The organism is Pararhodobacter sp. CCB-MM2 (genome assembly GCF_001691415.1).
Classification (GTDB): Bacteria; Pseudomonadota; Alphaproteobacteria; order Rhodobacterales; family Rhodobacteraceae; genus Pararhodobacter.
Map to the genome: position 1 here is coordinate 24,871 of NZ_LRRR01000033.1, position 23,302 is coordinate 48,172.

General features: G+C 65.0%; 24 protein-coding genes. 7 read left to right on the forward strand and 17 right to left on the reverse strand.

The genetic code is table 11. The features are described from left to right. Positions 1–95: 95 nt before the first annotated feature. The 6 genes from BCY78_RS20895 to BCY78_RS20920 form a co-directional block, all read right to left on the reverse strand. On the reverse strand, positions 96–2,105 hold the full coding sequence (locus BCY78_RS20895) for an AAA family ATPase (protein WP_139103254.1): 2,010 nt from the start codon (positions 2,103–2,105) through the stop codon (positions 96–98). Between the two features lie 134 nt (positions 2,106–2,239). Further along, the gene (locus tag BCY78_RS24855; RefSeq protein WP_083195207.1) at positions 2,240–2,575 is read right to left on the reverse strand and encodes an AlpA family transcriptional regulator; all 336 of its coding nucleotides are present in this window, start codon (positions 2,573–2,575) and stop codon (positions 2,240–2,242) included. 92 nt (positions 2,576–2,667) lie between these two features. Then, complete coding sequence (locus BCY78_RS20905; RefSeq protein WP_068305691.1) at positions 2,668–3,174, reverse strand: hypothetical protein; 507 nt, start codon at positions 3,172–3,174, stop codon at positions 2,668–2,670. Beyond that, positions 3,174–4,700, reverse strand: a complete 1,527-nt coding sequence (locus tag BCY78_RS20910) for a site-specific integrase (RefSeq protein ID WP_068305693.1) — start codon at positions 4,698–4,700, stop codon at positions 3,174–3,176. Before BCY78_RS20910 ends, BCY78_RS20905 begins: the two co-directional genes overlap by 1 nt. A 226-nt stretch (positions 4,701–4,926) precedes the next feature. Beyond that, positions 4,927–5,952 carry an ACR3 family arsenite efflux transporter gene (gene arsB / locus BCY78_RS20915; RefSeq protein WP_068305694.1) on the reverse strand — a complete coding sequence of 342 codons (1,026 nt, stop codon included), beginning with the start codon at positions 5,950–5,952 and terminating at the stop codon, positions 4,927–4,929. Positions 5,953–6,022: 70 nt separating this feature from the next. After that, the gene (locus BCY78_RS20920) at positions 6,023–7,927 is read right to left on the reverse strand and encodes an FAD-dependent monooxygenase (RefSeq protein WP_068305696.1); all 1,905 of its coding nucleotides are present in this window, start codon (positions 7,925–7,927) and stop codon (positions 6,023–6,025) included. A 156-nt stretch (positions 7,928–8,083) separates the two neighbouring features. Between BCY78_RS20920 and BCY78_RS20925 the strand changes: the two genes are divergently transcribed. Next, on the forward strand, positions 8,084–8,512 hold the full coding sequence (locus BCY78_RS20925) for a MarR family winged helix-turn-helix transcriptional regulator (protein WP_068305697.1): 429 nt from the start codon (positions 8,084–8,086) through the stop codon (positions 8,510–8,512). A gap of 86 nt (positions 8,513–8,598) precedes the next feature. Continuing rightward, a complete protein-coding gene (locus tag BCY78_RS20930) occupies positions 8,599–9,282 on the forward strand; it encodes a gamma-glutamylcyclotransferase (protein ID WP_068305699.1) in 684 nt (227 codons plus the stop codon). 146 nt (positions 9,283–9,428) lie between these two features. Here BCY78_RS20930 and BCY78_RS20935 read toward each other — a convergent pair whose 3' ends face one another. The 8 genes from BCY78_RS20935 to BCY78_RS20965 all read right to left on the reverse strand — a co-directional run bounded on the left by BCY78_RS20935 (position 9,429) and on the right by BCY78_RS20965 (position 16,273). After that, complete coding sequence (locus BCY78_RS20935; protein ID WP_068305701.1) at positions 9,429–9,899, reverse strand: OsmC family protein; 471 nt, start codon at positions 9,897–9,899, stop codon at positions 9,429–9,431. Positions 9,900–9,903: 4 nt separating this feature from the next. Beyond that, the gene (locus BCY78_RS20940) at positions 9,904–10,518 is read right to left on the reverse strand and encodes a LysE/ArgO family amino acid transporter (RefSeq protein WP_068305703.1); all 615 of its coding nucleotides are present in this window, start codon (positions 10,516–10,518) and stop codon (positions 9,904–9,906) included. Between the two features lie 80 nt (positions 10,519–10,598). Further along, complete coding sequence (locus BCY78_RS20945; protein WP_068305705.1) at positions 10,599–10,907, reverse strand: hypothetical protein; 309 nt, start codon at positions 10,905–10,907, stop codon at positions 10,599–10,601. A gap of 74 nt (positions 10,908–10,981) precedes the next feature. Continuing rightward, on the reverse strand, positions 10,982–12,253 hold the full coding sequence (locus BCY78_RS20950; RefSeq protein WP_083195208.1) for an FAD-binding oxidoreductase: 1,272 nt from the start codon (positions 12,251–12,253) through the stop codon (positions 10,982–10,984). Positions 12,254–12,344: 91 nt separating this feature from the next. Beyond that, on the reverse strand, positions 12,345–12,515 hold the full coding sequence (locus BCY78_RS25675) for a hypothetical protein (RefSeq protein WP_158515976.1): 171 nt from the start codon (positions 12,513–12,515) through the stop codon (positions 12,345–12,347). A 178-nt stretch (positions 12,516–12,693) separates the two neighbouring features. Beyond that, a complete protein-coding gene (ccrA, locus tag BCY78_RS20955) occupies positions 12,694–13,983 on the reverse strand; it encodes a crotonyl-CoA carboxylase/reductase (protein ID WP_068305707.1) in 1,290 nt (429 codons plus the stop codon). A gap of 108 nt (positions 13,984–14,091) precedes the next feature. Next, positions 14,092–15,546, reverse strand: a complete 1,455-nt coding sequence (locus BCY78_RS20960; protein WP_068305708.1) for a 1-acyl-sn-glycerol-3-phosphate acyltransferase — start codon at positions 15,544–15,546, stop codon at positions 14,092–14,094. Between the two features lie 49 nt (positions 15,547–15,595). Next, positions 15,596–16,273 carry a DUF4336 domain-containing protein gene (locus tag BCY78_RS20965; RefSeq protein WP_068305710.1) on the reverse strand — a complete coding sequence of 226 codons (678 nt, stop codon included), beginning with the start codon at positions 16,271–16,273 and terminating at the stop codon, positions 15,596–15,598. 93 nt (positions 16,274–16,366) lie between these two features. Between BCY78_RS20965 and BCY78_RS20970 the strand changes: the two genes are divergently transcribed. From BCY78_RS20970 to BCY78_RS20985, 4 genes are all read left to right on the forward strand, one after another. Then, complete coding sequence (locus BCY78_RS20970; protein WP_068305712.1) at positions 16,367–16,636, forward strand: DksA/TraR family C4-type zinc finger protein; 270 nt, start codon at positions 16,367–16,369, stop codon at positions 16,634–16,636. 112 nt (positions 16,637–16,748) lie between these two features. Continuing rightward, positions 16,749–17,765 (forward strand): methylmalonyl Co-A mutase-associated GTPase MeaB, encoded by a 1,017-nt coding sequence (gene meaB / locus BCY78_RS20975; protein WP_068305713.1) that lies wholly within the window; start codon positions 16,749–16,751, stop codon positions 17,763–17,765. Positions 17,766–17,871: 106 nt separating this feature from the next. Next, complete coding sequence (rpmB, locus tag BCY78_RS20980; protein ID WP_068305715.1) at positions 17,872–18,153, forward strand: 50S ribosomal protein L28; 282 nt, start codon at positions 17,872–17,874, stop codon at positions 18,151–18,153. A gap of 75 nt (positions 18,154–18,228) precedes the next feature. Next, positions 18,229–18,672 carry a GNAT family N-acetyltransferase gene (locus BCY78_RS20985; RefSeq protein ID WP_068305716.1) on the forward strand — a complete coding sequence of 148 codons (444 nt, stop codon included), beginning with the start codon at positions 18,229–18,231 and terminating at the stop codon, positions 18,670–18,672. A 105-nt stretch (positions 18,673–18,777) separates the two neighbouring features. Here the strand turns inward: BCY78_RS20985 and BCY78_RS20990 are convergent, their stop codons facing one another. The 3 genes from BCY78_RS20990 to pncB all read right to left on the reverse strand — a co-directional run bounded on the left by BCY78_RS20990 (position 18,778) and on the right by pncB (position 22,109). Then, entirely contained in the window at positions 18,778–19,587 is an 810-nt protein-coding gene (locus BCY78_RS20990; RefSeq protein ID WP_068305718.1) for a MaoC family dehydratase N-terminal domain-containing protein, read from the reverse strand. Further along, positions 19,584–20,690: a chorismate synthase gene (aroC, locus tag BCY78_RS20995; RefSeq protein ID WP_068305719.1), complete on the reverse strand. Its 1,107-nt coding sequence runs from the start codon at positions 20,688–20,690 to the stop codon at positions 19,584–19,586. Before aroC ends, BCY78_RS20990 begins: the two co-directional genes overlap by 4 nt. A 126-nt stretch (positions 20,691–20,816) precedes the next feature. Then, positions 20,817–22,109, reverse strand: a complete 1,293-nt coding sequence (gene pncB, locus BCY78_RS21000) for a nicotinate phosphoribosyltransferase (protein WP_068305731.1) — start codon at positions 22,107–22,109, stop codon at positions 20,817–20,819. A gap of 85 nt (positions 22,110–22,194) precedes the next feature. Between pncB and BCY78_RS21005 the strand changes: the two genes are divergently transcribed. Then, on the forward strand, positions 22,195–23,163 hold the full coding sequence (locus BCY78_RS21005) for an NAD(P)H-dependent glycerol-3-phosphate dehydrogenase (RefSeq protein ID WP_068305721.1): 969 nt from the start codon (positions 22,195–22,197) through the stop codon (positions 23,161–23,163). Positions 23,164–23,302 lie beyond the last annotated feature (139 nt).

A 23,302-nucleotide genomic window follows, 5' to 3' on the forward strand; every position in this document is an offset into this window, starting at 1 on the left:
TCGTCTGAGTTCCCCCATACCCCCTGTGAGTAAGAACTCACGAGGGGGGGGGGGTATGAGTTGAACTTACGAGTTCGTAAGTTCCGAACTCACGATCATACACCCCGGCCATACAGGGGGTCGTCAGGCGGCAGAACCGTCCAACGCTCATAAGGATTGCGGTTTTTGTCATAGTCGCTGCGCTTAACAATCCTTTTTTCGTCGGAAAGTTTCGCTATCGCCAGTTTCACGCGCGCCTTCACTTCCTTGTTGCCTTCGGGATATTCGCGGGGGAACATATCGGACAAACCATGATATGCCGTCTTTGGCCCATGCGTCGCAACGCGGATTGGTTCGCCCCGGCTCTGCGCTTCCTGAATATGAGCAAAAACTTGTTCGGCCAACGACGACAGGCTTTCATCAATCGCTGCGGCAATTTCGTAATTTGAGAATGAAGAAAGGATGCCAGTTTCTGGATTCCGTCGCAGTCGAAACGGCGCAGCCTTCGGCCCCAAGTTTGCCTTTTCGTGCGAGACAAGGATATGTTCGGGAAGATGGGCTTCGGCCGGAACGATTTTCATAAACATGCGCGAACGAACGCCGTTATTCCACGCAACAGAACCGTTGTAAGTTTTTGCCCCGCCCTTTGTCGCCGTTTCGGCGTTGACGTGCGCAAGAAGAAGAATGTTGCAGTCGGTGCGGGCAGCTATTCCGCGAAGTGCACTGATAAAGGCATTGACGGGAACAAGCCCGTTGTGATCGGCAAGGAATACCGTCGACGCGTTGTCAATGAATACTTGCTTCGCCCCGGTAGCGACGATGCGCTGTTCAAGTTCGACCAAGGCTGCGGTTGAAACCCCGGCAGGATTGTCGCGTGTTTCGGTCCAAAATGCTGCGCCTTCAATGTCCCAAAGATGAAAACGCCGGAAACCTTCCATCAGCCAATCACCGGAAAAATTCAGGTTCAGCGCGGCGGCAATCGCTTTCAGTCGCCTGCCGCACTCAATTGCCGCATCTTCGGCGGTTACGAACAGAACAGGGATGGATGAAGGGATTTGGAGTGATAGCGCCGATATGCCGAAAGCAAGACACAAGCCCCATGCCAGCGCGAACATGGTCTTACCCACGCCACCGTCAGCCGACAGAAGGGTGACTTCGCCGACAGGGGTTAAGAACGTGGTCGTGAACAGCCGTTCGGGCGTTGTTTCGACAATCCTAAGAAGCCCGGTCAAATCCAGTGTTTCGGCGAATTCTACTGCGCCCCCCTGCCCGGCAAAGGGATTGTTCGTGGCGATAGGGTTGTTTACGCGCGGAACATCTTGCCGGTATCCTGGGTTCTGCCAGCCGTTCGCTTCGGCTTCCTTGAACAGCGCATTCGGCCCAGTATGATCGGACCTAATATCGTGCTGCCATTTGCGATCAAATTCAGCGTCACCGGGATAGTTTGGCAGTAGCTTGGAGTGATGCCTTGCGAGTTCGCGGCCATCATCCCCGAGCGGTTTCAGTCTGGAAAGCTGCCGTTGCCAACCGCCGTAGCTGACCCAATCGACATAGGGCGCAGCGCTCCACAAGTCCCGCAGCTTCGCGGCGTCCAGCGGGCCAGCCTGTTCCCGTGTAGGGAGTGCAGCCGGTGACGCCTTCCCTGCCGCGTGGCGGGGCGCTATGGCCTGCGCAACGAAGGGCGCAAGGTCGGTCGGCTGCGGGTCGCGGATACCCTTCGTCGTGACGGTGAAGTATCGCCCGCCTGCGTAAGCCTCATACCCACTGTTGTTGCTGGCAAGGGCGGGGAAGGACGGTCCAAAGCCGATAGCATGGATGCCACCGTTCGGGCTTTCTTCCACATACCCCGGCGCATTGTCTCGCAGGAACGCGGCGGCTTCTTCGCTGTCGCCGTCAATGCCCTGCCAGCCATCGCCCAAGGCGAAGCCCAAACCGTCGCCCCCCTGCACGGCGGCAACCGCTTCCTGATAGGTCGCCCAATTCGCTGGATCGGTATTGTCGCAGGCGCGTCCAGTTCGGACGTTGCAAGGTATCTTCGGTCGCTTGCCGTTCGCGTTTGCAGGACCATATCGCCACAACAACCAGCGCGCGGCTTCCATCATTAATTCCGAAGTCAATTGTGACATTTCCAGCAGCCTTGTTTTTCTTAGGTCTTTGTTAGGAAGAGGCGATCCGGCGTCCGGCTGCGCAGCGTTCTAAATTTCGGCTAATTTTCAAATAGAAAGATGATTGGTTATACGGCAAGCCGTTCCACCAATCGCTACGAACGGTCTTTGCGCGCTTCGACAAGCTGCGAAACAAGGACGCGGATTTGTTCGGGGGTTCTGCCCGCAATCCTCGCCGCGCTGATCCGTTCCACTTCGTCCAGCGGCCAAACGACCATGCGCCGGGAAATGGTGATCGGTCGGGGGAAGACGCCCTTCGACATATCGGCATACAGGGCCGAAGTCGAAATTCCGCCAAGCATCGCCTTGACCGTATCAAGACGAACTTGGACGTGCTGCGCGCTTTCGGGAATTAGGGGTTCGGACTTCGCGGCGGACCGGTCGAACGCATCTGCGCCCGGCGTCGTGTCACTGGAACTGTGAAGGGTCATCGTGCTTCCTCATGCTTACTTGTGGGCATGAGACGAAGCTATCGGGTCGCCGGATCGGCGTATAAGACGCAACTGAAAGGGAAAATATCCGCCTAGTTGGTATTGTTGCGGGCGTCTTTTGCGGGCTGATACCAGTCAGCTTCGATCTCAAACACCGCAAGCGCATACTGAACAGCGCGCCCAAATGCCGTTGATGGCTCCCCGTCATATGCGGATTTTCCAACGCCGACACTTCGACCGGTGGCAACAAACAGCTTTGCGACGGCGTTCGCGATGATGCGCGCCCGTTCCTTCCGTCCTTTGGTCGCCGGGTATGCTCTAGCGTCGGTGAAATGCGCCGCTACTGCCGCTTCGGCAAGAATGTCGTCCCTGATTTCGGTCAGGTGAGGAAACTTGGCTTCAAACTTGGCAGCAAAGTCACGAAGGGCTTTTGCCTCCTGCCGCGCTTCGCCGCTTTCGGATCGTTCTGCCATCCAAAGGTTGAAGGTCAATAGAGTGCCGAACGCGGCTTCAACTTCTGGAACGCTGCAACCCACATGCTTCGCGATCTTGGCAATTCGATCATCGCCAGCCAAGGGATTAAAGGTCTGACCTTCCATCACGCGACCCCCCGGTTCGTCAGATCAACGACATTTCCGGCGGGCTTCTTGCCATGACAGACAGCGGCCCAATGCGCCATCATTCCGCGACGCTTGTTCAGCATATCGCCGCGCGCATAGGCTTGGGCGACCTTCGTATCAACTTTATGAGCCAGAGCGACCTCTGCCATAGCAGGATCGTATTCGGTTTCGTTCTGAACCCATGTGCGGAACGTCGCGCGACAAGTTCCATGGGGAACGGCGGGCCGTTTGCTTTCCCGATCAACGTATCCGCAACCGTCCTTCTTCAACTTCGCTTCGTGCATCAGCCTCATAACTTTGCTGATTGTCATATCCGAAATCGGCTTTCCCTTCTTGCTGGACGGAAAAACAAGGTCTTCGCCCGGCAGCCGGGGAAGAGCCTTCAACACTTCGACGGCTGCGGATGACAAAGGAACAACGTGCGGGCGTGACATTTTCATTCTATCCGCGCTGATAACCCATTGGGGGTTGTCGCCGTCCATGTCCCGAACTTCATCCCATGTCATGTTGCGGACTTCGCCCGACCGGCTGGCGCACAACATGGCAAATTCAAGCGCCCGCGCCCCCGTGCCCTTCCGCTGGCGCAGTTCGGCGAACCATGTGGGCAAATCGGGAAGGTCCAACGCCGGTTGATTGGTTTTTTTCGCAACCTTCGACGGGTTCGGCAGAAGTTCCTTTAGGTTGCCCGTCCAGCGCGCCGGGTTGTCGCCCGCCCGAAAGCCCGAAACGGTCGCCCAAGAAAGGGCAGCTTCAATACGGTTGCGCAGGCGCGACGCGGTTTCGGTTCGGCATTCCCACAATGTGCCGATGACTTCGCCTGACTTATCACGGAAATCTTGGTTCAGGACGCGCAGCACGTCCGAAACTTCGATTTCATCAACGCTCATATCGCCGATGATCGGCAGGGCGTAAGCGTCAAGGCTGTTGCGCCAAGCTTGCCGGTATCGGTCATTGGACAACTCGGCGTCCTTCTTTTTGAGATATTCGCCGACCGCATCCTTGAAGGTCTTCTTGCGGGCTTCCTCAAGCGCCTTCGCTTCCGCCGCTGCGCGTTCGGCTTCCGCTTCGTCCCGCACCGCCTGTTGCTTCCGCAGTTCAAGCGCGGCCCGGTGTTCGATAGGGTCAATTCCGGCCCTTACCATGTCTTTCAGGATCAGGCGAAGCTTGCGAACGTCAGCAAGGCGAAGATCGTTCGGCTTCGCGACAATATCGGCCAAGGTCATGCGTTCGAGTTCAGGAACGTCATCGGCGTCTTTTTCGTCGTAATCGAAGACCGACCCCAAGCCCATGCTACGAAGCTTGCCGGGGATGCGCTTCGGTGTTCGACCGGCGGCAAGGTCTTCGTCCGACAGCTTTTCATAGGTTGGAACCGTGAACTTGAAGACCCAAGATTTCGTGCCCCACTTCGACACTTGCAGGTAAAGCCCGCCGCCGTCGCGATAGTGCCCCGGCTTCTTGAGGCTTTTGATTTTTGCGACTGTCAACAGTTCGGTTCCGCGCGCCACGCCTGCCACCTCCTAACCAATCCCTAACAAAGAAATTAGCTGGAACTAGGCGGAACCGTCAAGAGTCATGCGAAACCGAAATCAAATTAACTAACTGTTTTTAAATGAGAAACAAGAAGCTTGCGGAACCGTGCGGAAGCATGACCGGTGGAAGGGTCGCCCACCATCCTCCCTCTCGGGACAGGATGGTGGCCCACGCTAACCTCTCTGATATCTCAGGTGAAACTCACGGCTCTGCCGGGAAGCTTCCGCGTGTCCGGTTTGCGAAGGCCACGAGCGACAGCATCACCGGCACCTCGACCAGCACACCCACCACCGTGGCCAGTGCCGCGCCCGATTGCAGGCCGAAAAGGCCGATGGCGACCGCGACGGCGAGTTCGAAGAAATTCGATGTGCCGATTAGGGCGCAGGGCGCGGCGACACGGTGCGGCAACCGCCAGGCCCAGGCCCAGGCATAGCCCAGCGCGAAGATGCCGTAGCTTTGCAGCACGATGGGCACAGCAAGCAGCGCGATCAGTAGCGGGCGCTCCAGGATCACCGGCCCCTGGAAGCCGAACAGCAGCACCACCGTCAGCAACAGCCCCAGGATCGAACCCGGCTTGATCCGCGCCATGAAGCCCTCGACCGCCGCCAAGCCGCCCTTGGCCAGCAGCGCCCGGCGGGTCAGGATCCCGGCGATCAGCGGCACCACGACATAGAGCACGACCGACAGCACCAGCGTTGCCCAGGGCACCTCGATCTCGGTCACGCCCAGAAGGAAAGCCACGATCGGCGCGAAGGCCACGACCATGACGAGGTCATTCACAGAGACCTGCACCAGCGTGTAATTCGGGTCGCCCTTGGTCAGCTGCGACCAGACGAAGACCATCGCCGTGCAGGGCGCCGCGCCCAGAAGGATCAGGCCTGCGATGTATTGCGGGGCGTCCTGCGGGTCGATGAGGCCGGCGAAGACATGCTCGAAGAACAACACGCCCAGCGCGGCCATGGTGAAGGGCTTGATCAGCCAATTGACCACCAGCGTGATGATCAACCCCTTGGGCCGCGCCCCGACCGAGCGGATCGAGCCGAAATCCACGCCGATCATCATCGGGTAGACCATGGCCCAGATCAGCACCGCGACGATCAGGTTCACCGAGGCATATTCCAGCCCCGCCAAGACCCCGAAGATCCCCGGCATCACCGCGCCGAGGATCAGGCCCGCGATCAGGGCCAGCGCGACCCAGAGGCTGAGCCAGCGTTCGAACAGGGACATCGGGGCCTCCGGGCATGCTGCGTCGCGGCGGACCCTAGACCGGCCCCTGCCCCCGGGCAAGCGCGACGGCTCAGGCCGCGGGCTTCAGGATGCCGGCGAAGAAGTTGGTCAGTTCCTCGCGCGCTGTCAGTGGCAAAACCTGCGCGACATATTGATCGGGGCGCACCACGACCACGCAGCCCTGCGCACGGTCGATGCCTCGGGCGTCGAAAATGTCGCCCGCGCGCAGATCGGCGCAGAAGACCTTCTCGTAGTCGCAGAGCCCGTAATCGCCCTTGTGGGGCCGCAGCATCGAGGGCATCGCGCCGTAGTCCACCTCGCGGAAACCCGGCTGGAACACCGCGCGCACGTCGATCACCGCGTCCACATCCTCGCCCACGCGGGTATGCGCGACGATGGGCGAGTCCGGGTCGCTCTCCAGCCAGTCACACAGCGTCGCGACAGCGCCACCCTTCTGCCCCGCATCCCCCTCGGGCGCGAAGAGGAACAGCCGCCAGCGCGCGTCGGCGTCGATGCAATGGCCCAGTTCCATCGGCTTCGCATCCGCCAGCCGCACCGCCGGCGCTGAGTGGAAGCGCTTGCCGATGTCATAGCCCGTGGCCAGCGCCTGATGCGCCGCCCCGCCGGTCAGGGCCGAGGGTTCGTATTGGATCGTCAGCCCGCAGGTGAAGGGCAGGTTGCCGATGAAGGCGCGCGCGACGGCGGGCAGATCGCCCGGCACATCTTCGCCCGCCGCGCCGCCGACAACGCGCGACCATTTGTGGTCGAAGTCGACAAGGCCCTTGGCCGCACCGCGCCGTTCCTCGGTATAGGAATGCAGCAGCGCAGGTTCGGCCCGGCCTTCCAGCACCGAGATCAGCTTCCAGCCGAGGTTGAACGTGTCGCCCATCGAGACATTCATCCCCTGCCCGGCCTTCGGGCTATGGGTGTGGCAGGCGTCGCCTGCCAGCATCACGCGGGGCGCGCGGGTGCTGACCTGATCGGCGGGCACATCGTCAAACTTGTCGGTCAGACGATGGCCGATCTCGTAGATCGACCACCAGACGACCTCTTTCACATCGAGCGAATGCGGATGCAGGATGCGCTGCGCCTTGTCGATGATGTGGCTCGCATCCATCCCGCGATCAGCGACGCGCTCATCCTCGCCCAGCCGGTCAAGTTCGACATAGAGCCGCACGAGGTAGCCCCCCTCGCGCGGCAGCACCATCAGCGTGCCCTCATGCTCGGAGCGCACGAAGCTCTTCATCCGCCAATCGGGGAAATCGGTGACGGCGAGGAGGTCGATCACCCCCCAGGCGTGATGCGCCGCATCGCCATGCAGCGCCCCGCCGATGGCCCGCCGGACCGAAGAGCGCGCGCCGTCGCAGCCGACGACGTAATTGGCGCGAACCACCGAGGTCCGCCCCTCCTGCCCCGGCGCGGTATGTTCCAGCGTGACGGTGACGGGATGGTCGTCGGTCGAGGGATCAATCACCAGATCGGCGACGCGGTAGCCATAATCAGGCTCCAGCCGCGTCGGCGAATTCTGCATGATATCCAGATACATGTCATGCACGCGGGCCTGATTGATCAGCACATGGGGCATCTCGGACATCCCGTCCGGCACGTCCTGAACACGGGCGGCGCGGCTGATGCCGCCTTCCTCGCCCGGGGTCCAAAAGGTCGTCTCGTTGATCCAGACCGATTCGCGGCGCATCTTCTCGCCGAAGCCGAAGGCCTGAAACATCTCCATCGAGCGGACCGAGATTCCGTCCGCCTGCCCCTTCTCCATCCGCCCCAGCTTGGGCTCGACGATCATCGTGCGGATCGAGGGATGCATCGACAGTTGCGCCGCCAAACAGAGGCCCGCCGGGCCGCAGCCGGCGATCAGCACATCGATCGTCTCGGGCAGGCCGTCCCTGCGGTCATGCGCATTGGCTGCGGCCGCGTGGATATCGGGATCGCCCGCCCGGAAGCCGTTCAGATGGTACTGCATGAGGTCCTCCCAACCCGTGATTCCATGGCCCCGCATCGCGGGGGATGCAGAATTGATAACTGTACATATCATCTTGCGTCAACGAAAAAGTATGTGTACTTTCTATTTCAGCCGAAACGCTGTACGATCAAGGTGATAGAGACGGGAGAGGACGCGATGGAAGCCCTCGGCATGGCCGGTCACCTGATCCGGCGGCTGCATCAGCAATCGACGCAGGTCTTCACGCAGCATGCGCGGGAGGCCGGGTTCGACCTCACATCGGTGCAATTCGCGGCGATGGATGCGATCCGTCAGCATCCCGGCGTCGATCAGGCGGGGGTGGCCGCGCTCATCGCCTATGACCGCGCGACGATTGGCGGGGTGATCGAGCGGCTGGTGACCAAGGGGCTGGTCGAGCGCGTGGTCAATCCGCGCGACAGGCGGGCGCGCGAGCTGCGCCTGACCGAGACGGGGTCCAAGCTGTTCGACGCCTTCCTGCCCCTGGTCAAACGCCTGCAGGCCGAGATCCTCGCGCCGCTGAGTGACGAGGAACGCACGCTGTTCCTGTCCTTGGCGCGCAAATCGCTCTCCGTGCCCTCCGACTGAGCGCACAGAAGCCGCGCGCCCCTGCACGGCGCTTTCGCTTTGCCGGGGCGGTCGGCGGGCCTAGGCTTGGCGCAAAAGGATCCCCCATGCCGCCAGCTCTCCGCCTGACCCGCGCGCTTGTCGACCGCCTGCCCGCCCGCGTGGACGAGGAAGGCCCGGTGCGCGGCGATCCGACCCCGCCCGAGCACTACCCGAACACCGCCGACCGCCTGCTGGCCGAGGCCGATCCCTCGGGCCTTTGGGTCTTCGCCTCGGGCTCGCTGATCTGGAACCCGCGCATGCCGGTGGCCGAACGGCGACACGCCTTGGTGCATGGCTGGCACCGCAGCTTCTGCCTCGGGCCGATCCGCCGCTTCCGGGGCTCGCCACAGGCGCCGGGCTACATGCTGTCGCTGGATCGGGGTGGGTCGTGCCACGGGATCGTGCAGCGGATGGAACCGGGGAATGAGCGCGCCGATCTGATCGCGCTGTTGGAGAAGGAGCCGCCGCGCCCGCCGAAATGGGTCCGCGCGAAGACCGCGCAGGGCATGGTCCGCGCGGTGGCCTTCACCATGGATCGGACGTGGTGGGCCTATTGCCCCGAGGGGCCGATCGAGGAGGTCGCCGATGCCTTGGCCGGTGCGGTCGGGACCGGCGGGACGATGGCGGAATACCTGCTCAACACCTGCGAGCATCTGGCCGAGGCCGGCATCCATGACAGCCATCTGTGGCGGCTACAGGACATGGTAGCGGAGAGGCTGGAACGGCTGCCGGAGCGGGCGTCGATCTAAGGGGCGCTCCGGCGCGCCAGCGCCATGCCCGCCCCCCCCTGGAGGGCATTCGGCGGCCAATCCTCAGCACGGGCGACATCCGGGCTTTGAAGCTCAACCCCTCGGCTTGCGGCAACGCCCTCCCGAGGTCGGGCATGGCGCTTCCCTCAGGCTTCCACGGTGAAAACCGGCTGGATCTCGACCGGGAAATTTACCGAGCGGGCGATGAAGCAGACCTTGTGGATCTCGTGATGGATCGCCTCCGCCCGCGCCATATCCGCGCCCGGCTTTAACGTGATTCGGGGCCGCAACACCGCTTTCACGAAGCGCGCCGCACCACCGGGCTCCAATTCGCCCGTCCCCTCGGGCGCATCCTCATAGGCCGTCACCACGATCCCGGCATCGGACGCGAGGTGCAGATACCACAGCATATGGCAGCCCGAGAGCGCCGAGAGCAGCATGTCCTCGGGGTTCATCAGCCCCTTGTTGCCACCCAGCAGCGGGTCGTTCGAGCAGGGGATCACCGGCTTGCCCGGCACCGCCACCTCCCAGTCGCGGGTATAGGCGCGGTAATGCGCGGTGCCCTCGCCGGTGTTGCCGGTCCAGCGAATCGCGCTGGTATAGCTGTGCTGTTTCATGGGCTTATCCTCCGATGGCCTGCATCACCAGGCTGGCTGCGATCATCCACATGACGAGGCCGATCAGGGCCTCGACCACGACCCAGGCGCGGGGCTTGGCGAGCACCGGGGCCAGAAGCCGGGCGCCATAGCCAAGGGCCGCGAAGAAACAGAAGGACGCGATCACGGCGCCGATGCCGAAGACCGCCTCCATAGGCGAATATTGCGCGGACAAGGCGCCCAGCAGCGCCAGCGTGTCCAGATAGACATGGGGGTTGAGCCAAGTGAGCGCGAGGCAGGTCAGCACGATGCGCTTCAAGGGCACGGCCTGCGCCTGACCGGCGGCCAGGGCCTCGCCGCCTCGCAGCGCCGCGCGGAACCGCAGCGCGCCGTAGACCAGAAGGAAGGCGACCCCGCCCCAGAGCATCAACGGCTCCAGCCAGGGAAGACGCTCGGCGGCGGCGTTGAAGCCTGCGACACCCAGCGTGATCAACAGGGCATCAGAACCTGCACAAAGAAGAACAACGACGCCGACATGCTCGCGCTTCAGGCCCTGCCGCAGGACGAAGGCATTCTGTGCACCGATGGCGGCGATGAGGGAGAGACCGGTGAGAAAGCCGGCAACCAAGGCCTGTGTCATGCGCCTTTTGGATGCCAGCTTCGGGGAAAAGTAAAGCCGCCGGAACGCGGGAGCCCGTTCCGGCGGTCATTGGCAGGGCATCAGCGGCTGGCGCGGATGACCGTGGCACCGGCCATCAGGCGGCGGAAGGTGCGTTCCGAGATCGCCGGGCCGTTGCGGCGGATGGCGAAGGCGGGGCTGGCGGTGGCGTTGCCGAATTCTTCGTCGCACTCATCAAGGGCCGAGGACGAGCCGCAGGAATCAGCGTGGTCGGGGAAGGTCTCGGTGCACCAGGTGATGACGGCGGTGTAGCACTCGCTGAGCGAGGAAATCGGGCCGGCCTGAGCGGGCGTCATCGAGGTCGCGGTGATCGAAAGGGCGGTGGCGGCGATGGCAAAGTAACGGATCATAGAAAGTCTCCAAGGTTTGAAATGAAATCCACATTGTGTGGATGTCCTTGGGTCGTGCCAGCCCCGCCGAGGGTTCAACGGTTCGACGATTTTCTTTCGCGCCACCAATCCTGCACCCGCAGCGCCCAGTAGGTCCCTTGCGCGGCGGCCAGCCCGAAAGGCCCACCGGCCCAGTCCAGGCCATAGGGGGCGAAAAGGGCAATTCTGTCCGTCTTTCCAAGGAGTTTCTCGGCCAACACGGTCCCGGCGATGGCCGTGGTATTCAGCCCATGCCCGCCGAAGCCGAGGCAGTGCCAGACGCCCGGCGACAATTCGCCGATCTGCGGCATCCGGTGGCGGGCATAGGCCATGAGACCGGACCAGGCGAGCTCGGTCTTCAGCGGGGCGAGCTGCGGATACGCGCCGATCATCTCGGCGCGCAGCTCGCGCGTGATGCCCTCGGGATTGGCCGCGCGGGTGGTGATCCGCCCGCCCCACAGGAGGCGCGCGCCGCCTTCGACCAGCCGGTAGTAATCCGAGGCCCGACGGTCGTCGCCGATCCCCATCGGGGTCTGGATCGCCGTCGCCAGCAGCTCGGGCGCGGCCTCGGACATCATCACATAGGTGGCAATCGGCAGCATCGCCCGGCGCAGGCGTGGCTCCAGCGGACCGGAATAGCCGCCGGTCGCCAGCACGATCTGGTCTGCCTCGACACGCCCCCGCGCCATGGTCAGCACCTTGGGCGACGCGCTGTAGTCTGCGCCGGTGACCGCGCTGCCCTCGAAGATCAGCCCGCCGAGGCGTTCGATCTCGGCGGCGAGGCCGCGGGCCACGTTCAAGGGGTGGATGTGGAAGGCCGTGCTTTCCTCCAAACCGTGCAGATATCGGTCCGAGGCAACGCGCTGACGGATCGCCGCGCGGTCCAGATAGGGCATGTCGGGGGTCGCGGCGGCTTTCAGATCCTCCGCCCGGTCAAAGCGGCGCAGGCGCAGCAGGCCGTCGACCGGCATGGCGCCCGCGATCTGCAAGTCGTTGATCGCGCTGCGCATGATCTCCACACCCTCGGCCGAGAGATCCTGCAACGCTTGCGCATGGGCCGCGCCGACACGGGCCCGGATCATCGCCTCGCCGCTGGCAAAACCGTCCGAGACGAAGCCCCCGTTGCGCCCGGAGGCCCCAAAGCCCACCGCCTGCGCCTCCAGCACCGCAACGCGCATCCCGCCCCGCGCCAGTTGCAACGCGGTGAAGAGCCCGGCGAAGCCGCCGCCAACCACGGCGCAATCGACGCGCAGGCTGCCGCTCAAAACCGGGCGTTCACGGGTGTCGGCCAGCGTTCGGCTGTACCAAGTGTCAGGATAACGGTGCACGGAGAATCCCCGGATCAGGTGTCGGCGTCAGATCACGCCGGCGCACGCTATGCCCAGCCCGATCCAGCCGCAAGCCACCCGCACCAGCCTCTCAGTGCCGGGGGCCGATGCCCTCTTCCACCCGCGGGTCCGGCCGATTGGCCAGTTCCACCTCCAGAAGAAGCGAGGCCTGCGCCAGATGCTCCTCAAGGGCGGTCAGACCATGCAGGCGCGCGTAACTGCGCATCTCCTCCATGGTGTGTCTCATCCAGTCATGCGCCATGGCTACACTCCTATCCCGAACCGGTACCGCAAGATCACTCGTAAAGTTTCAATCTTGAGGCATAGGGTTGAGAATTCGTTGCAGCCCGTCGCGATCACCGGTCACGACAATGAGAAGGGCCACCCCCGAAGGGATGGCCCCGGCGCCCGAGGGACAGGGCGCGTCGTTCAAACGGAGCTTACTTGCGGCCGGCTTCCAGCGCGTCCTCGAAGGTGCGCAGCCCGGTACGCGGGGCCTGCACCAGCACCGCCATGTTGCCGGGCTTGTGCTCGTTCTTCAGCATCTTCATATGCGCGGCCGGGATCTCGGCCCAGGGGAAGACCTCGGACATGCAGGGATCAAGACGACGCTCGATCATCAGGCGGTTGGCCGACGCCGCTTGCTTGAGGTTGGCGAAGTGGCTGCCCTGCAGGCGCTTCTGGTGCATCCACATGTAGCGCACGTCGAAGGTGCAGTTGAATCCCGAGGTCCCGGCGCAGATCACCACGATGCCGCCCTTCTTCACCACCAGCGTCGAGACCGGGAAGGTCGCCTCGCCGGGGTGTTCGAAGACCATGTCCACGGACACGCCCTTGCCGGTGATGTCCCAGATCGCCTTGCCGAACTTGCGCGCTTCCTTCAGCCACTCGTTGTATTCCGGCGAGTTGACCGTGGGCAGCTGACCCCAGCAGTTGAAGTCCTTGCGGTTGATGACGCCCTTGGCGCCCTGATCCATCACGAACTGGCGCTTCGATTCGTCCGAGATAACGCCGATCGCATTGGCACCCGCCGTGTTCGCCAGCTGGATCGCATAGGAACCCAGACCGCCCGAGGCGCCCCAGACCAGCACGTTCTGCCCCGGCTTCAGCTCGTGCGGGTGATGGCCGAACAGCATCCGATAGGCGGTGGCCAGCGTCAGCGTGTAGCAGGCGGCCTCTTCCCAGGTCAGGTGCTTGGGACGCGGCATCAGCTGCTGCGCCTGCACGCGGGTGAACTGCGCGAACGAGCCATCGCCGGTCTCGTAGCCCCAGATCCGCTGGCTGGGCGAGAACATCGGGTCGCCGCCGTTGCATTCCTCGTCGTCGCCGTCGTCCTGGTTGCAGTGGATCACGACCTCGTCGCCGACCTTCCAGCTTTTGACGGCCGAGCCCACCTTCCAGACGATGCCCGAGGCATCCGAGCCCGCGATGTGGAAATCCTGCTTGTGCACGTCGAAGGGGCTGATCGGCTTGCCGAGGCCCGCCCAGACGCCGTTGTAGTTCACGCCCGCCGCCATCACGAGGACCAGCACCTCGTGGCTGTCGATCTCCCAGGTATCGACGACCTCGACCTGGAACGACTTGTCGGGCTCGCCGTGACGCTCGCGGCGGATGTTCCACGCGTACATCTTTTTCGGGACATAGCCCATCGGAGGCATCTCACCGATCTCGTAGAGGTCCTTTTCCGGGGCGTCGTACTGGGCAATGCCGGCATTCACGTCGAGGGCCATGTCTCTCTCCTAAACAGCCCGCCGCGATGCAGAATCCATGCGGCAGTTGCAGCATAGATAAAATCGGCCACGCAACAATGCAACCCCAAATGGGCTGATGTTGTAATTTTATGTCTCGCCCGTTTCCGGCAGGGTGAGCGTCGAGGGCCCCGGAAGCGTGATTTCCGCCGGTTCCGCCAGCCGTTGCAGCACCGAAGCCGCATAATAGCCTCGCAATGGGGCCTGTGCCGGGGGCAGATGCACCCCCTCCGAATCACGCGTGACCAACCCCTGACGCGCCAATGCAGACAGGGCGAAGTCCAAGGTCCGGGCGACCGAACCCTCGACCAGATGCAGGTTGGCGCCCTTGCCCTGCGCCTCGGCCACGAGGTCGGTGAGTGCGGCTTCCAGATCCCGGGCCGAGACGCTGCCGCCTTCGGGCAGCGACAGCCGCTGCAACGCGGCGCAGGTCAGGGGCACCGGCAGCAGGGGAACGGCGGTACGAATGCGGCCCATCAGCTCCTCGGCCAGCGCCTCGGTCGAGATCTCGGCCCGCCCGGCCTGATAGGCGCGCAGGGACAGCGGCTGGCCATAGCAGACAGCGGCATGGCCATAGGTCGAGGTCCGGCGCAGCAGCTTCTGCCACAGGATCCAGAAGAACCAACCGGCGGCTTCGGTCACGCGCAGGCGAAAGCGGCGATCGCCCTTGCGCCCGGCCTGCACCAGCACCTCGTCCTCCAGCACCCGGTCGTAGTTCAGCGCCACGGGTACGAAGACCACGTCCTGCACATCGCGCCCCTCGGCCTGCGGATCGAAATCGCGGACGATGTAGTGCAAGAGCCCCTTCTTCGCCGGACCGACCGCGCCCGTCAGGCTGAGGCCCCCTTCCGGGAACATCGCCTGCGTCACCCCCTCCTGCACCGACATCTGCACATAGCGCGCCAGCACGGCCCGGTAGAGGTCTGTCGAATAGCGCCGCCGGATGAAGTAGGCCCCCATCGCGCGGATCAGTTGCTTCAGCGGCCAGACCCGCGCCCATTCGCCCACCGCATAGGACAGGGTCGAGCGCCGCGCGGCCAGCCATGTGACCAGCACGTAATCCATGTTCGAGCGGTGGTTCATGACGAAAACCACGGCGGCATTCTGGTCGATGCGCCGCAGGGTATCGCCCTCGTCGCGCTGGATATGCACCTTGTAGAACAGCCGGCTCAGCGCCCGTGCGACGCGGATGGCAAAGCCGAAATAGGTCGCGGTCGAAAACCCGGGGACAATCTCGCGCGCGTAAAGCCGGGCCTTTTCGTGCGCGACGGTGCGAGGGATGCCCTCGGCACGGGCGTATTCGGCGACGGCCTGCATGACCTGCGGGTCATAGGACAGGCGGATGATCTGGTCATGCCGGCGCATCAGGTTGAACGGCCGGATCGGCCGGTCCAGCCGCTTGTTCAGCTCCTCGACCGCGCGCTCCATCCGACGGCGCAGGAACCAGCGCACCGAGGGGAACAGGAAATGCGACAGGAAAGCCACCGCCGCAAAGAGGACGATGAGGATCAGAAGCCACAGGGGCAGGTCGACGCGTTGGAACATGCCCTCTATGTGGCATCAGCCCCGGGGGCGGACAATGGCCGGGCGCGACCTAAAGGCCTGCAAAAGCGCGCTGCAGGAAGGCCTGCCCGTCGCGGGTGACCGGCGTGCCATGCGCCATCAGCACCCGCTCTGCCGGCCAGCCCAGCATCCGCACCAGCGGCGCCTTCGCCTCGGCCCCCAGCGCGAAGCGGAACTTGCGCGGCACGGTCGGATGCAGCTCCATCATCTGGTCCAGCTGCGCCAGAAGCCGCCGCCAGCCGTGGTACCAATCCCCCGGCATGTTCTGCAGCAGGTCGCAGATCAGCACCGTGGCCGAGGCGCGGTGGAACAAGACCGCCTCGGGCGCGATGCTGTTGGGCACGAGTTGCACCTCGACGCCCTCCCAGCCCTTCGGCGCAAGGTCATGGAGCGTTCCGCTGATCGTCAGATCGTCGCGCTTCGAGGCAAGGCCGGGGGCGGCATGGATCTCGGCCTGCGGGAAATGCGCGACCCAGTCCTTGAGGAACACATGGTGCAGCTTGTTGGGCGCGATCAGCGCCCGCACCGGCCCCATCGCGGCAATCTCGGCCACCAGCAGGGGTTCGGGCTGCACGGGCGACCACAAGAGCAGCCCACCATCCTCGACCTGCAGCACCGCCATGCGAATCGGGTAGCGAAATCCCAGCGCGGCCTTGATGGGCGTCCCCTCGGCGATCCAGAGACCGGGGGCAAAGGCTTGCAGGGGCATGGGCGCCCTCCCTACATTGCTTACTCGGAACACGGCGGCAGCCTAGGGGTTGCGGTCTCCCCGGGCAAGAAGCGGGCCAGCAAGGAGCGGACCATGGCAGGCGGATGGGCGAAGGACGGCGCGGTGAACGAGCAGATCGAGGCCTCGATCGGCGAGGAGCTCGCCCGGATGCGGCTGCGCACCAAAGCGGGCGGCGAGAGCCGGACCCATTGCCTGGAATGCGAGGAGCCGATCCCCGAGCCGCGTCGTGCGGCGATCCCCGGGGTGACGTTGTGCCGCGAGTGTCAGGACGAGAGGGACCATGCCTTCCGGGCGCGGCCGGGGATCAACCGGCGGGGCTCGAAGGATAGTCAGTTGAAGTGAGAGGGGGCTCTGCCCCCGTCGCTGCGCGACTCCCCCGGGATACTTGCAGCACAAAGACGGGCAGCGTTCCGCAGGCTGGACATGTGCGGGCGCGGCGGGCAAGAGAGAGGCCATGACCGAATTCGCCACCCGCATCCTGAAAGCTGACCGTCGCGCCTTGGCTCGAGCGATCACCTTGGTCGAATCGACCCGCCCCGATCACCGTGAGCAAGCGACCGAGTTGCTGGCCGAACTGGCCGGGCATGGGCGGCAGGCGTTGCGGATCGGGCTTTCGGGCACGCCGGGAGTTGGCAAATCGACCTTCATCGAGAGCTTCGGGATCATGCTGGCCGAGGCCGGGTTGAAGATCGCCGTTTTGGCCGTCGACCCATCTTCTGCGCGGACCGGCGGGTCGATTCTGGGCGACAAAACGCGGGTGGAGCGGCTGTCACGGCATGCGGGGGCGTTCATCCGCCCCTCGCCCAGCCAGTCGCATCTGGGCGGCGTCGCGCGGCGCACGCGCGAGGCGGTGGCGCTCTGCGAGGCGGCGGGCTTTGATGTGGTGCTGATCGAGACGGTGGGCGTGGGCCAGTCGGAAACGGTGGTGGCCGAGCTCTCCGATGTCTTCGTCCTGCTGCTGGCCCCGGCGGGCGGCGACGAATTGCAGGGGGTGAAGCGCGGCATCATGGAGGCGGCCGATCTGATCGTCGTCAACAAGGCCGACGGCGATCTGAAGGCGACCGCGACCCGCACCTGCGCCGATTACGCCGGGGCGCTGCGGCTGCTGCGCAAGCGCCCGCAGGATGCCCCGGGTTTTCCCAAAGCGATCACGGCCTCGGCGCTGCATGAGCAGGGGCTCTCGGACGTGTGGGAGCAGATCCGCAGCCTTGCGAGCTGGCGCAAGGAGAACGGGCATTGGGACGGGCGGCGCGAAGAGCAGGCGCGGCATTGGTTCACCGAGGAGGTGAAGCAGGCCCTTCTGGCCGGTTTGGAGACGCCGGCGGCCCGCGCGCTGATGGCCCGGACGGCGGAAGAGGTGGCCTCCGGGCAGGTGGCGCCGGGGGCGGCGGCACGGGCTTTGGTGGCGGCTTTGCCGGGCTTGCCGGAATCCGCGCCCGAATCCCTTGACGTCTCCCCGAAATCCGCCTAAGCAGCCCCACGAGTTTTTGGGCATTGCCATGGCAGTGCCCTTTCCGATTGACGGCGCCCCCGTTCGTGGGACCCGGCGCCCGCCTGACAAAGACGAGGATGACAGCATGTCGCGCCGCTGCGAACTGACCGGTAAAGGCCCGATGTCGGGCAACAACGTGAGCCACGCCAACAACAAGACCAAGCGGCGCTTCCTGCCGAACCTGGTCGATGTGACCCTGGCGTCGGAAACCCTTGGCAAGAGCTACAAGCTCCGCATCTCGGCGGCTGCCCTGCGCTCGGTCGATCACCGCGGTGGTCTGGATGCGTTCCTCGCCAAGGCGAAGGATGTCGAGCTCTCGGATCGCGTTCTGGCGATCAAGAAAGAGCTGGCGAAAGCCGCCGCCTGATCTCAGGCTGGCAGCATTGCTGACGGATGGCCCCGCTTCGGCGGGGTTTTTCGTTGTTCACTCGGAGTGTCTTTGATGATTCGTCTGGCCGTGATTGCCGACCTGCCCGCCATCAGCGCCTGCGCCGAGGCAGCCTATGCGCTGTACATCCCCCGGATCGGCCGCCGCCCGGCGCCGATGGATGCCGATTACGCGGCTTTGGTCGAGGCCGGGCATGTGCGCGTGGCCTGTGACGAGGCGGGCGTGGTGCTGGGCTTCGTGGCCTATTGGGCCGAGGCGGATCACGTCTATCTCGATGCCGTGGCGCTTCTGCCCGCCGCCGCCGGGCAGGGTCTGGGGCGGAAGCTGGTGGGCTGCGCCGAGGAGGCCGCGCGTGAGGCAGGTTTGCCCGAGGTGCGGCTCTATACCAATGCGATGATGACCGAGAACCTGACGCTGTATCCGCATCTGGGCTATGTGCAGGTGGATCGGCGGATGGATGCGGGGTTCGACCGGGTCTTCTATGTGAAGGCGGTCTGAGGGGTTTCGCCCGCGTTGCCCGTCCCCTTCGGGGCGCGTGCGCCTTAGGCGACCAAGCCGGGGGCTCTGCCCCCGGACCCCCGGGATATTTTCAGAACGAAGATATCAAGGGCGCAGCGTGGCCGTGGCGCTCATGGCCTGGACGCCGTCGTGGCGGCGGATCCAGAGGGTGGCCTCGTTGCCGTTGAGGGTCGCGCAGAGGGTGAAGGGCGTGTCCGCGGTGACGGGGGCCATGGCGCGGAACTGGAAGGTTAGGGGCCAGCGGGCGCCTTCGATCCGTAGCAGGTCCAGAAGCAGGGTGGCCAGCAGGGGGCCGTGGACGACGAGGCCGTCATAGCCTTCTAAGGCGCAGAAATCGCGGTCGTAATGGATGCGGTGGCCGTTGAAGGTCAGGGCCGAGTAGCGGAACAGATCGACCGGGCCGACCGACATTTCGCGCGACAGGGTTTCGCCCTTAGGGGCGGGGACCGTGGCGCCCGCCGGGGCGTCGGCACGGCGGTAGACCACGTCCTGCTCCTCGTCGATCACCGCGCCCTCGGCGTCGGTCCAGCGATGGGAAACCGTGACAAAGGCGATGGGGCCGGAGCGGCCCTCCTTCTGCGCCACATTCGAGACCACGGAGGTCCTTGTGACCTCGGCGCCGATAACCGGCATGCGGTAGAACGTGAAGCGCCCGCCGGCCCACATGCGGCGCGGCAGACCGAGGTCGGGGAGGAAATGCCCCAGCGCCTGATGGCCATCCGCACCGGCCTCGGTCATCGGGTAGAGCTTCAGGCAATGGAACCAGTGCCAGAGCGGCGGCAGGGGCGTACCGGGGGTGAAATCCTCAGGCCGGCTCAGCGTCGCCGCCATGGCGCGGGCGGGGAAATCCGCCACCCGCTCGGTGACGCTTTCGGTCACCGGGGCCCAACTCATCCGATCACGCCGCGCGGGCCTTCGCCCACCTGCGCGCGGTGCAGCAGCAGCTGGTCGAGCAGCACGCAGGCCATCATCGCCTCTCCCACCGGGACGGCGCGGATGCCGACGCAGGGATCGTGGCGGCCCTTGGTGATGACCTCGGTCGGCTGGCCGTCGATGGTCACCGACTGGCGCGGCTGCAGGATCGAGGAGGTCGGTTTCACAGCAAAGCGCACGACCACATCCTGCCCGGTGGAAATCCCGCCCAGAATGCCGCCCGCATGGTTCGAGCCATAGACCGGCTTGCCTTCATTGCCGAGGCGGATCTCGTCGGCATTCTCGACACCCGTCAGGGCCGCCGCGCCAAAGCCTGCGCCGATCTCGACGCCCTTCACCGCGTTGATGGTCATCATCGCTGCGGCCAGCTCGGAATCGAGCTTTGCGTAGATCGGCGCACCGATGCCGGCGGGCAGGCCCGAGGCCACGATTTCGATCGTCGCCCCGACCGAATTGCCGGTCTTGCGCAGGGCGTCGAGGTCAGTCGCCCAAAGCTCGGCAGTCGCCGCATCCGGGCACCAGAAGGGGTTGTCGCCGATGACTGAAAGGTCCAGCTTCGTCCGGTCGATGCCGCGCGGGCCCATCTGCACCATGTAGCCGGTGATCTTGAGGTCCGGCACCAGCGTGGCCAGCACCTGCCGCGCGACGCCCGCCGCCGCCACCCGCGCCGCCGTCTCGCGGGCCGAGGAACGCCCACCGCCGCGCGGATCGCGGATGCCGTATTTCTGGTAATAGGTGATGTCGGCGTGTCCCGGGCGGAAGGTCTTGACGATCTCGCCGTAATCCTTGGACCGCTGATCGGTGTTGCGGATCATCAACTGGATCGGCGTGCCGGTAGTCTTGCCCTCATAGACGCCCGAGAGGATCTCGACCGCGTCGGCCTCGCGCCGCTGGGTGGTGTATTTGTTCTGCCCCGGCTTGCGCTTGTCCAGCCAGGGCTGGATGTCGGCCTCGGTCAGGGGCACGCCCGGCGGGCAGCCATCGACGGTGGCGCCCAAGGCGGGCCCGTGGGATTCGCCCCAGGTGGTGACACGGAACAGGTGGCCGAACGAGTTGAAGGACATGGCGTCTCCTTGGCTTCGCTTGGCAATAGCCGCCCCCCTGCCCCGGCTCAAGCCCTTAGCGCAAAGGGGCGCGGCCCAATGACCCCGCCCCCTCGTTCATTCTGCCGCAAATACGCAGGCGACGGCTCAGACGATGACCGCCATTGCCTCCTGCGTGCCGGTCTCGAAGACCCGGCGATAGCGCGCGACCTCGTCGGCCGGACCCATCGCCTTGCGCGGGTTGTCCGACAGCTTCACCGTCGGTCGCCCATTGGCCGAAACCGCCTTGCACACCAACGAAAACGGCGCGAGCGCGTCATTTGGTGCGAGGCCACGGAAATCGTTGGTCAAAAGCGTACCCCAACCGAACGAGACCTTCACCCGACCGGCGAATTGGGCGTGCAGCTCTTCGATCTTCTCCACGTCCAGCCCGTCCGAGAAGATCACCAGCTTGTTCAGCGGGTCCTCGCCGCGTTCTTTCCACCAGCGGATCGCCGTCTCGGCCCCGGCAGCGGGATCGCCCGAGTCGATCCGCATCCCGGTCCAACCGGCCAGCCAATCGGGCGCGTGCTTCAGGAAGCCCTCGGTGCCATAGGTGTCGGGCAGGATGATGCGCAGGTTGCCGTCGTGCTCTTCGTGCCAGTCGGCCAGCACCTTGTAGGGCGCCTCGGCCAGCTCGGCATCGCTATCCGCAAGCGCGGCCATGACCATCGGCAGCTCATGGGCATTGGTGCCCACGGCCTCCAGATCCCGGCGCATGGCGATGCGGCAGTTCGAGGTGCCGGTGAAGCTGTCACCGAGGCCCTCCAGCATCGCCTGCACGCACCAATCCTGCCACAGGAAGCTGTGACGGCGACGGGTGCCGAAATCGGCGATCTTCAGGTTCGGGATCTTGCGCAGGCGCTGCACCTTGTCCCAGACGCGCGCCATCGCACGGGCATAGAGCACCTCCAGCTCGAACTTGCCCATGGTCTTCAGCACGGCGCGCGAGCGCAGCTCCATCAGGATCGCCAGCGCCGGGATCTCCCACAGCATGACCTCGGGCCAGGCGCCCTCGAAGGTCAGCTCGTATTGGCCGTCGCGCTTTTCCAGATGGTAGTCCGGCAGCCGCAGCCCCTCGAACCATTCCATGAAATCCGGGCGGAACATCTGGCGCTTGCCGTAGAAGGTGTTGCCGCGCATCCAGGTGCTTTCGCCCCGCGACAGCGACAGCGAACGGACATGGTCCAGCTGTTCGCGCAGCTCGCCCTCGTCGATCAGCTCGGCCAGCCGCACATCCTTGGTGCGGTTGATCAGGCTGAAGGTGACCCGCGTGTCCGGCCGGTTGCGAAAGATCGACTGGCACATCAGAAGCTTGTAGAAGTCGGTGTCGATCAGCGACCGGACGATCGGGTCGATCTTCCAGTTGTGATTATGGACACGGCTTGCGATATCGACCATCAGGCCCTCCTCGCGCGGGGCAATTTGCCCCTCATAGCGTTCCGGGGCCTTGGGTGCAAAGCCTGAAAGGGCGGAAAGGGGGGCCATGACGGGTCCTGACATTGGCGTTCTGGGCGCCGGAGCCTTCGGCACGGGCCTTGCCATCGCGCTGGCGCAGACGGGCCGCCGGGTGACCCTCTGGGCCCGCGACGCCGCGCAGGTCGCCCGGATGCAGGCCGAGCGCGAGAATACCGCCCGCCTGCCCGGCGCGCCTTTCCCCGACAGCCTGACCGTGACCGCCGAATTGGCCGAGGCCGCGACGGCGCCGATCCTGCTGTTGGCCGTCCCCACCCAGCAAGTGCGCCGTCTGGCCGAGGCCCATGCCGCCGCGCTGGCCGGGCGCTGGCTGGTCGCCTGCTGCAAGGGGGTGGAGCTGGATACGGGCCTCCTGCCGACGCAGGTGTTGCAGGCCGTCCTGCCCGGCGCCCGTGTCGCTGTCCTCACCGGCCCCAGCTTCGCCATCGACATCGCCCGCGGCAAGCCGACCGCCCTCACCCTCGCCACCGCCCATGGCGGGGCCGAGCTGCAGGAAGCCCTCGCCACCCATAACCTGCGCCTCTATCTGGCCGAGGACGTGATCGGCGCGCAGCTGGGCGGGGCGCTGAAAAACGTCGTCGCCATTGCCGCCGGCGTGGTCCTGGGTGCGGGGCTTGGCGAAAGCGCCCGCGCCGCCCTCATGACCCGCGGCTTTGCCGAGATCGGCCGGCTGGCGCAGGCCCGCGGCGGTCAACGCGAGACGCTGTTCGGCCTTTCGGGCTTCGGCGATCTGGTTCTGACCTGCACCTCCGAGAAGTCCCGCAACTTCCGCCACGGCCTCACCTTGGGGCGCGGTGAGGTCCCGGACGCCGCCCAGACGATCGAAGGCGTGATGACCGCCCACGCCATCGCCGCACAGGAAGATGCCGACACGATGCCGGTGACCTGCATGGTCTCGGCCCTTCTGAAAGGCGCGGTTAGCCTCGACGAGGCCAAAGACCTGCTCCTCTCCCGCCCGCTACGCCACGAAAGGGGCTAAGAACCCGCCCCCTCACCTTGTCCCAAATACTCAAAACCCGCCCCGGACCAAGGCCCGCACAGGGCGGCCGGGGCGCGCGGGTGGGTGGGCGGGAGCGTGCCCCGGCCGCCCGGCCGCCCCAAAGCCCAAGCCTCAGAAC

What these genes read in the sequence shown, in the direction of transcription:
- BCY78_RS21005 (WP_068305721.1), top strand. Translation starts at nt 22,195, where the DNA reads ATGACGGGTCCTGACATTGGCGTTCTGGGCGCCGGAGCCTTCGGCACG.
- BCY78_RS25675 (WP_158515976.1), bottom strand. Translation starts at nt 12,515, where the DNA reads ATGGCGCATGACTGGATGAGACACACCATGGAGGAGATGCGCAGTTAC.
- BCY78_RS20970 (WP_068305712.1), top strand. Translation starts at nt 16,367, where the DNA reads ATGGCAGGCGGATGGGCGAAGGACGGCGCGGTGAACGAGCAGATCGAG.
- arsB (WP_068305694.1), bottom strand. Translation starts at nt 5,952, where the DNA reads ATGTCCCTGTTCGAACGCTGGCTCAGCCTCTGGGTCGCGCTGGCCCTG.
- BCY78_RS20940 (WP_068305703.1), bottom strand. Translation starts at nt 10,518, where the DNA reads ATGACACAGGCCTTGGTTGCCGGCTTTCTCACCGGTCTCTCCCTCATC.
- BCY78_RS20895 (WP_139103254.1), bottom strand. Translation starts at nt 2,105, where the DNA reads ATGTCACAATTGACTTCGGAATTAATGATGGAAGCCGCGCGCTGGTTG.
- BCY78_RS20945 (WP_068305705.1), bottom strand. Translation starts at nt 10,907, where the DNA reads ATGATCCGTTACTTTGCCATCGCCGCCACCGCCCTTTCGATCACCGCG.
- rpmB (WP_068305715.1), top strand. Translation starts at nt 17,872, where the DNA reads ATGTCGCGCCGCTGCGAACTGACCGGTAAAGGCCCGATGTCGGGCAAC.
- BCY78_RS20960 (WP_068305708.1), bottom strand. Translation starts at nt 15,546, where the DNA reads ATGTTCCAACGCGTCGACCTGCCCCTGTGGCTTCTGATCCTCATCGTC.
- BCY78_RS20990 (WP_068305718.1), bottom strand. Translation starts at nt 19,587, where the DNA reads ATGAGTTGGGCCCCGGTGACCGAAAGCGTCACCGAGCGGGTGGCGGAT.
- BCY78_RS20985 (WP_068305716.1), top strand. Translation starts at nt 18,229, where the DNA reads ATGATTCGTCTGGCCGTGATTGCCGACCTGCCCGCCATCAGCGCCTGC.
- BCY78_RS20920 (WP_068305696.1), bottom strand. Translation starts at nt 7,927, where the DNA reads ATGCAGTACCATCTGAACGGCTTCCGGGCGGGCGATCCCGATATCCAC.
- meaB (WP_068305713.1), top strand. Translation starts at nt 16,749, where the DNA reads ATGACCGAATTCGCCACCCGCATCCTGAAAGCTGACCGTCGCGCCTTG.
- BCY78_RS20925 (WP_068305697.1), top strand. Translation starts at nt 8,084, where the DNA reads ATGGAAGCCCTCGGCATGGCCGGTCACCTGATCCGGCGGCTGCATCAG.
- pncB (WP_068305731.1), bottom strand. Translation starts at nt 22,109, where the DNA reads ATGGTCGATATCGCAAGCCGTGTCCATAATCACAACTGGAAGATCGAC.
- BCY78_RS20905 (WP_068305691.1), bottom strand. Translation starts at nt 3,174, where the DNA reads ATGGAAGGTCAGACCTTTAATCCCTTGGCTGGCGATGATCGAATTGCC.
- ccrA (WP_068305707.1), bottom strand. Translation starts at nt 13,983, where the DNA reads ATGGCCCTCGACGTGAATGCCGGCATTGCCCAGTACGACGCCCCGGAA.
- BCY78_RS20930 (WP_068305699.1), top strand. Translation starts at nt 8,599, where the DNA reads ATGCCGCCAGCTCTCCGCCTGACCCGCGCGCTTGTCGACCGCCTGCCC.
- BCY78_RS24855 (WP_083195207.1), bottom strand. Translation starts at nt 2,575, where the DNA reads ATGACCCTTCACAGTTCCAGTGACACGACGCCGGGCGCAGATGCGTTC.
- aroC (WP_068305719.1), bottom strand. Translation starts at nt 20,690, where the DNA reads ATGTCCTTCAACTCGTTCGGCCACCTGTTCCGTGTCACCACCTGGGGC.
- BCY78_RS20935 (WP_068305701.1), bottom strand. Translation starts at nt 9,899, where the DNA reads ATGAAACAGCACAGCTATACCAGCGCGATTCGCTGGACCGGCAACACC.
- BCY78_RS20965 (WP_068305710.1), bottom strand. Translation starts at nt 16,273, where the DNA reads ATGCCCCTGCAAGCCTTTGCCCCCGGTCTCTGGATCGCCGAGGGGACG.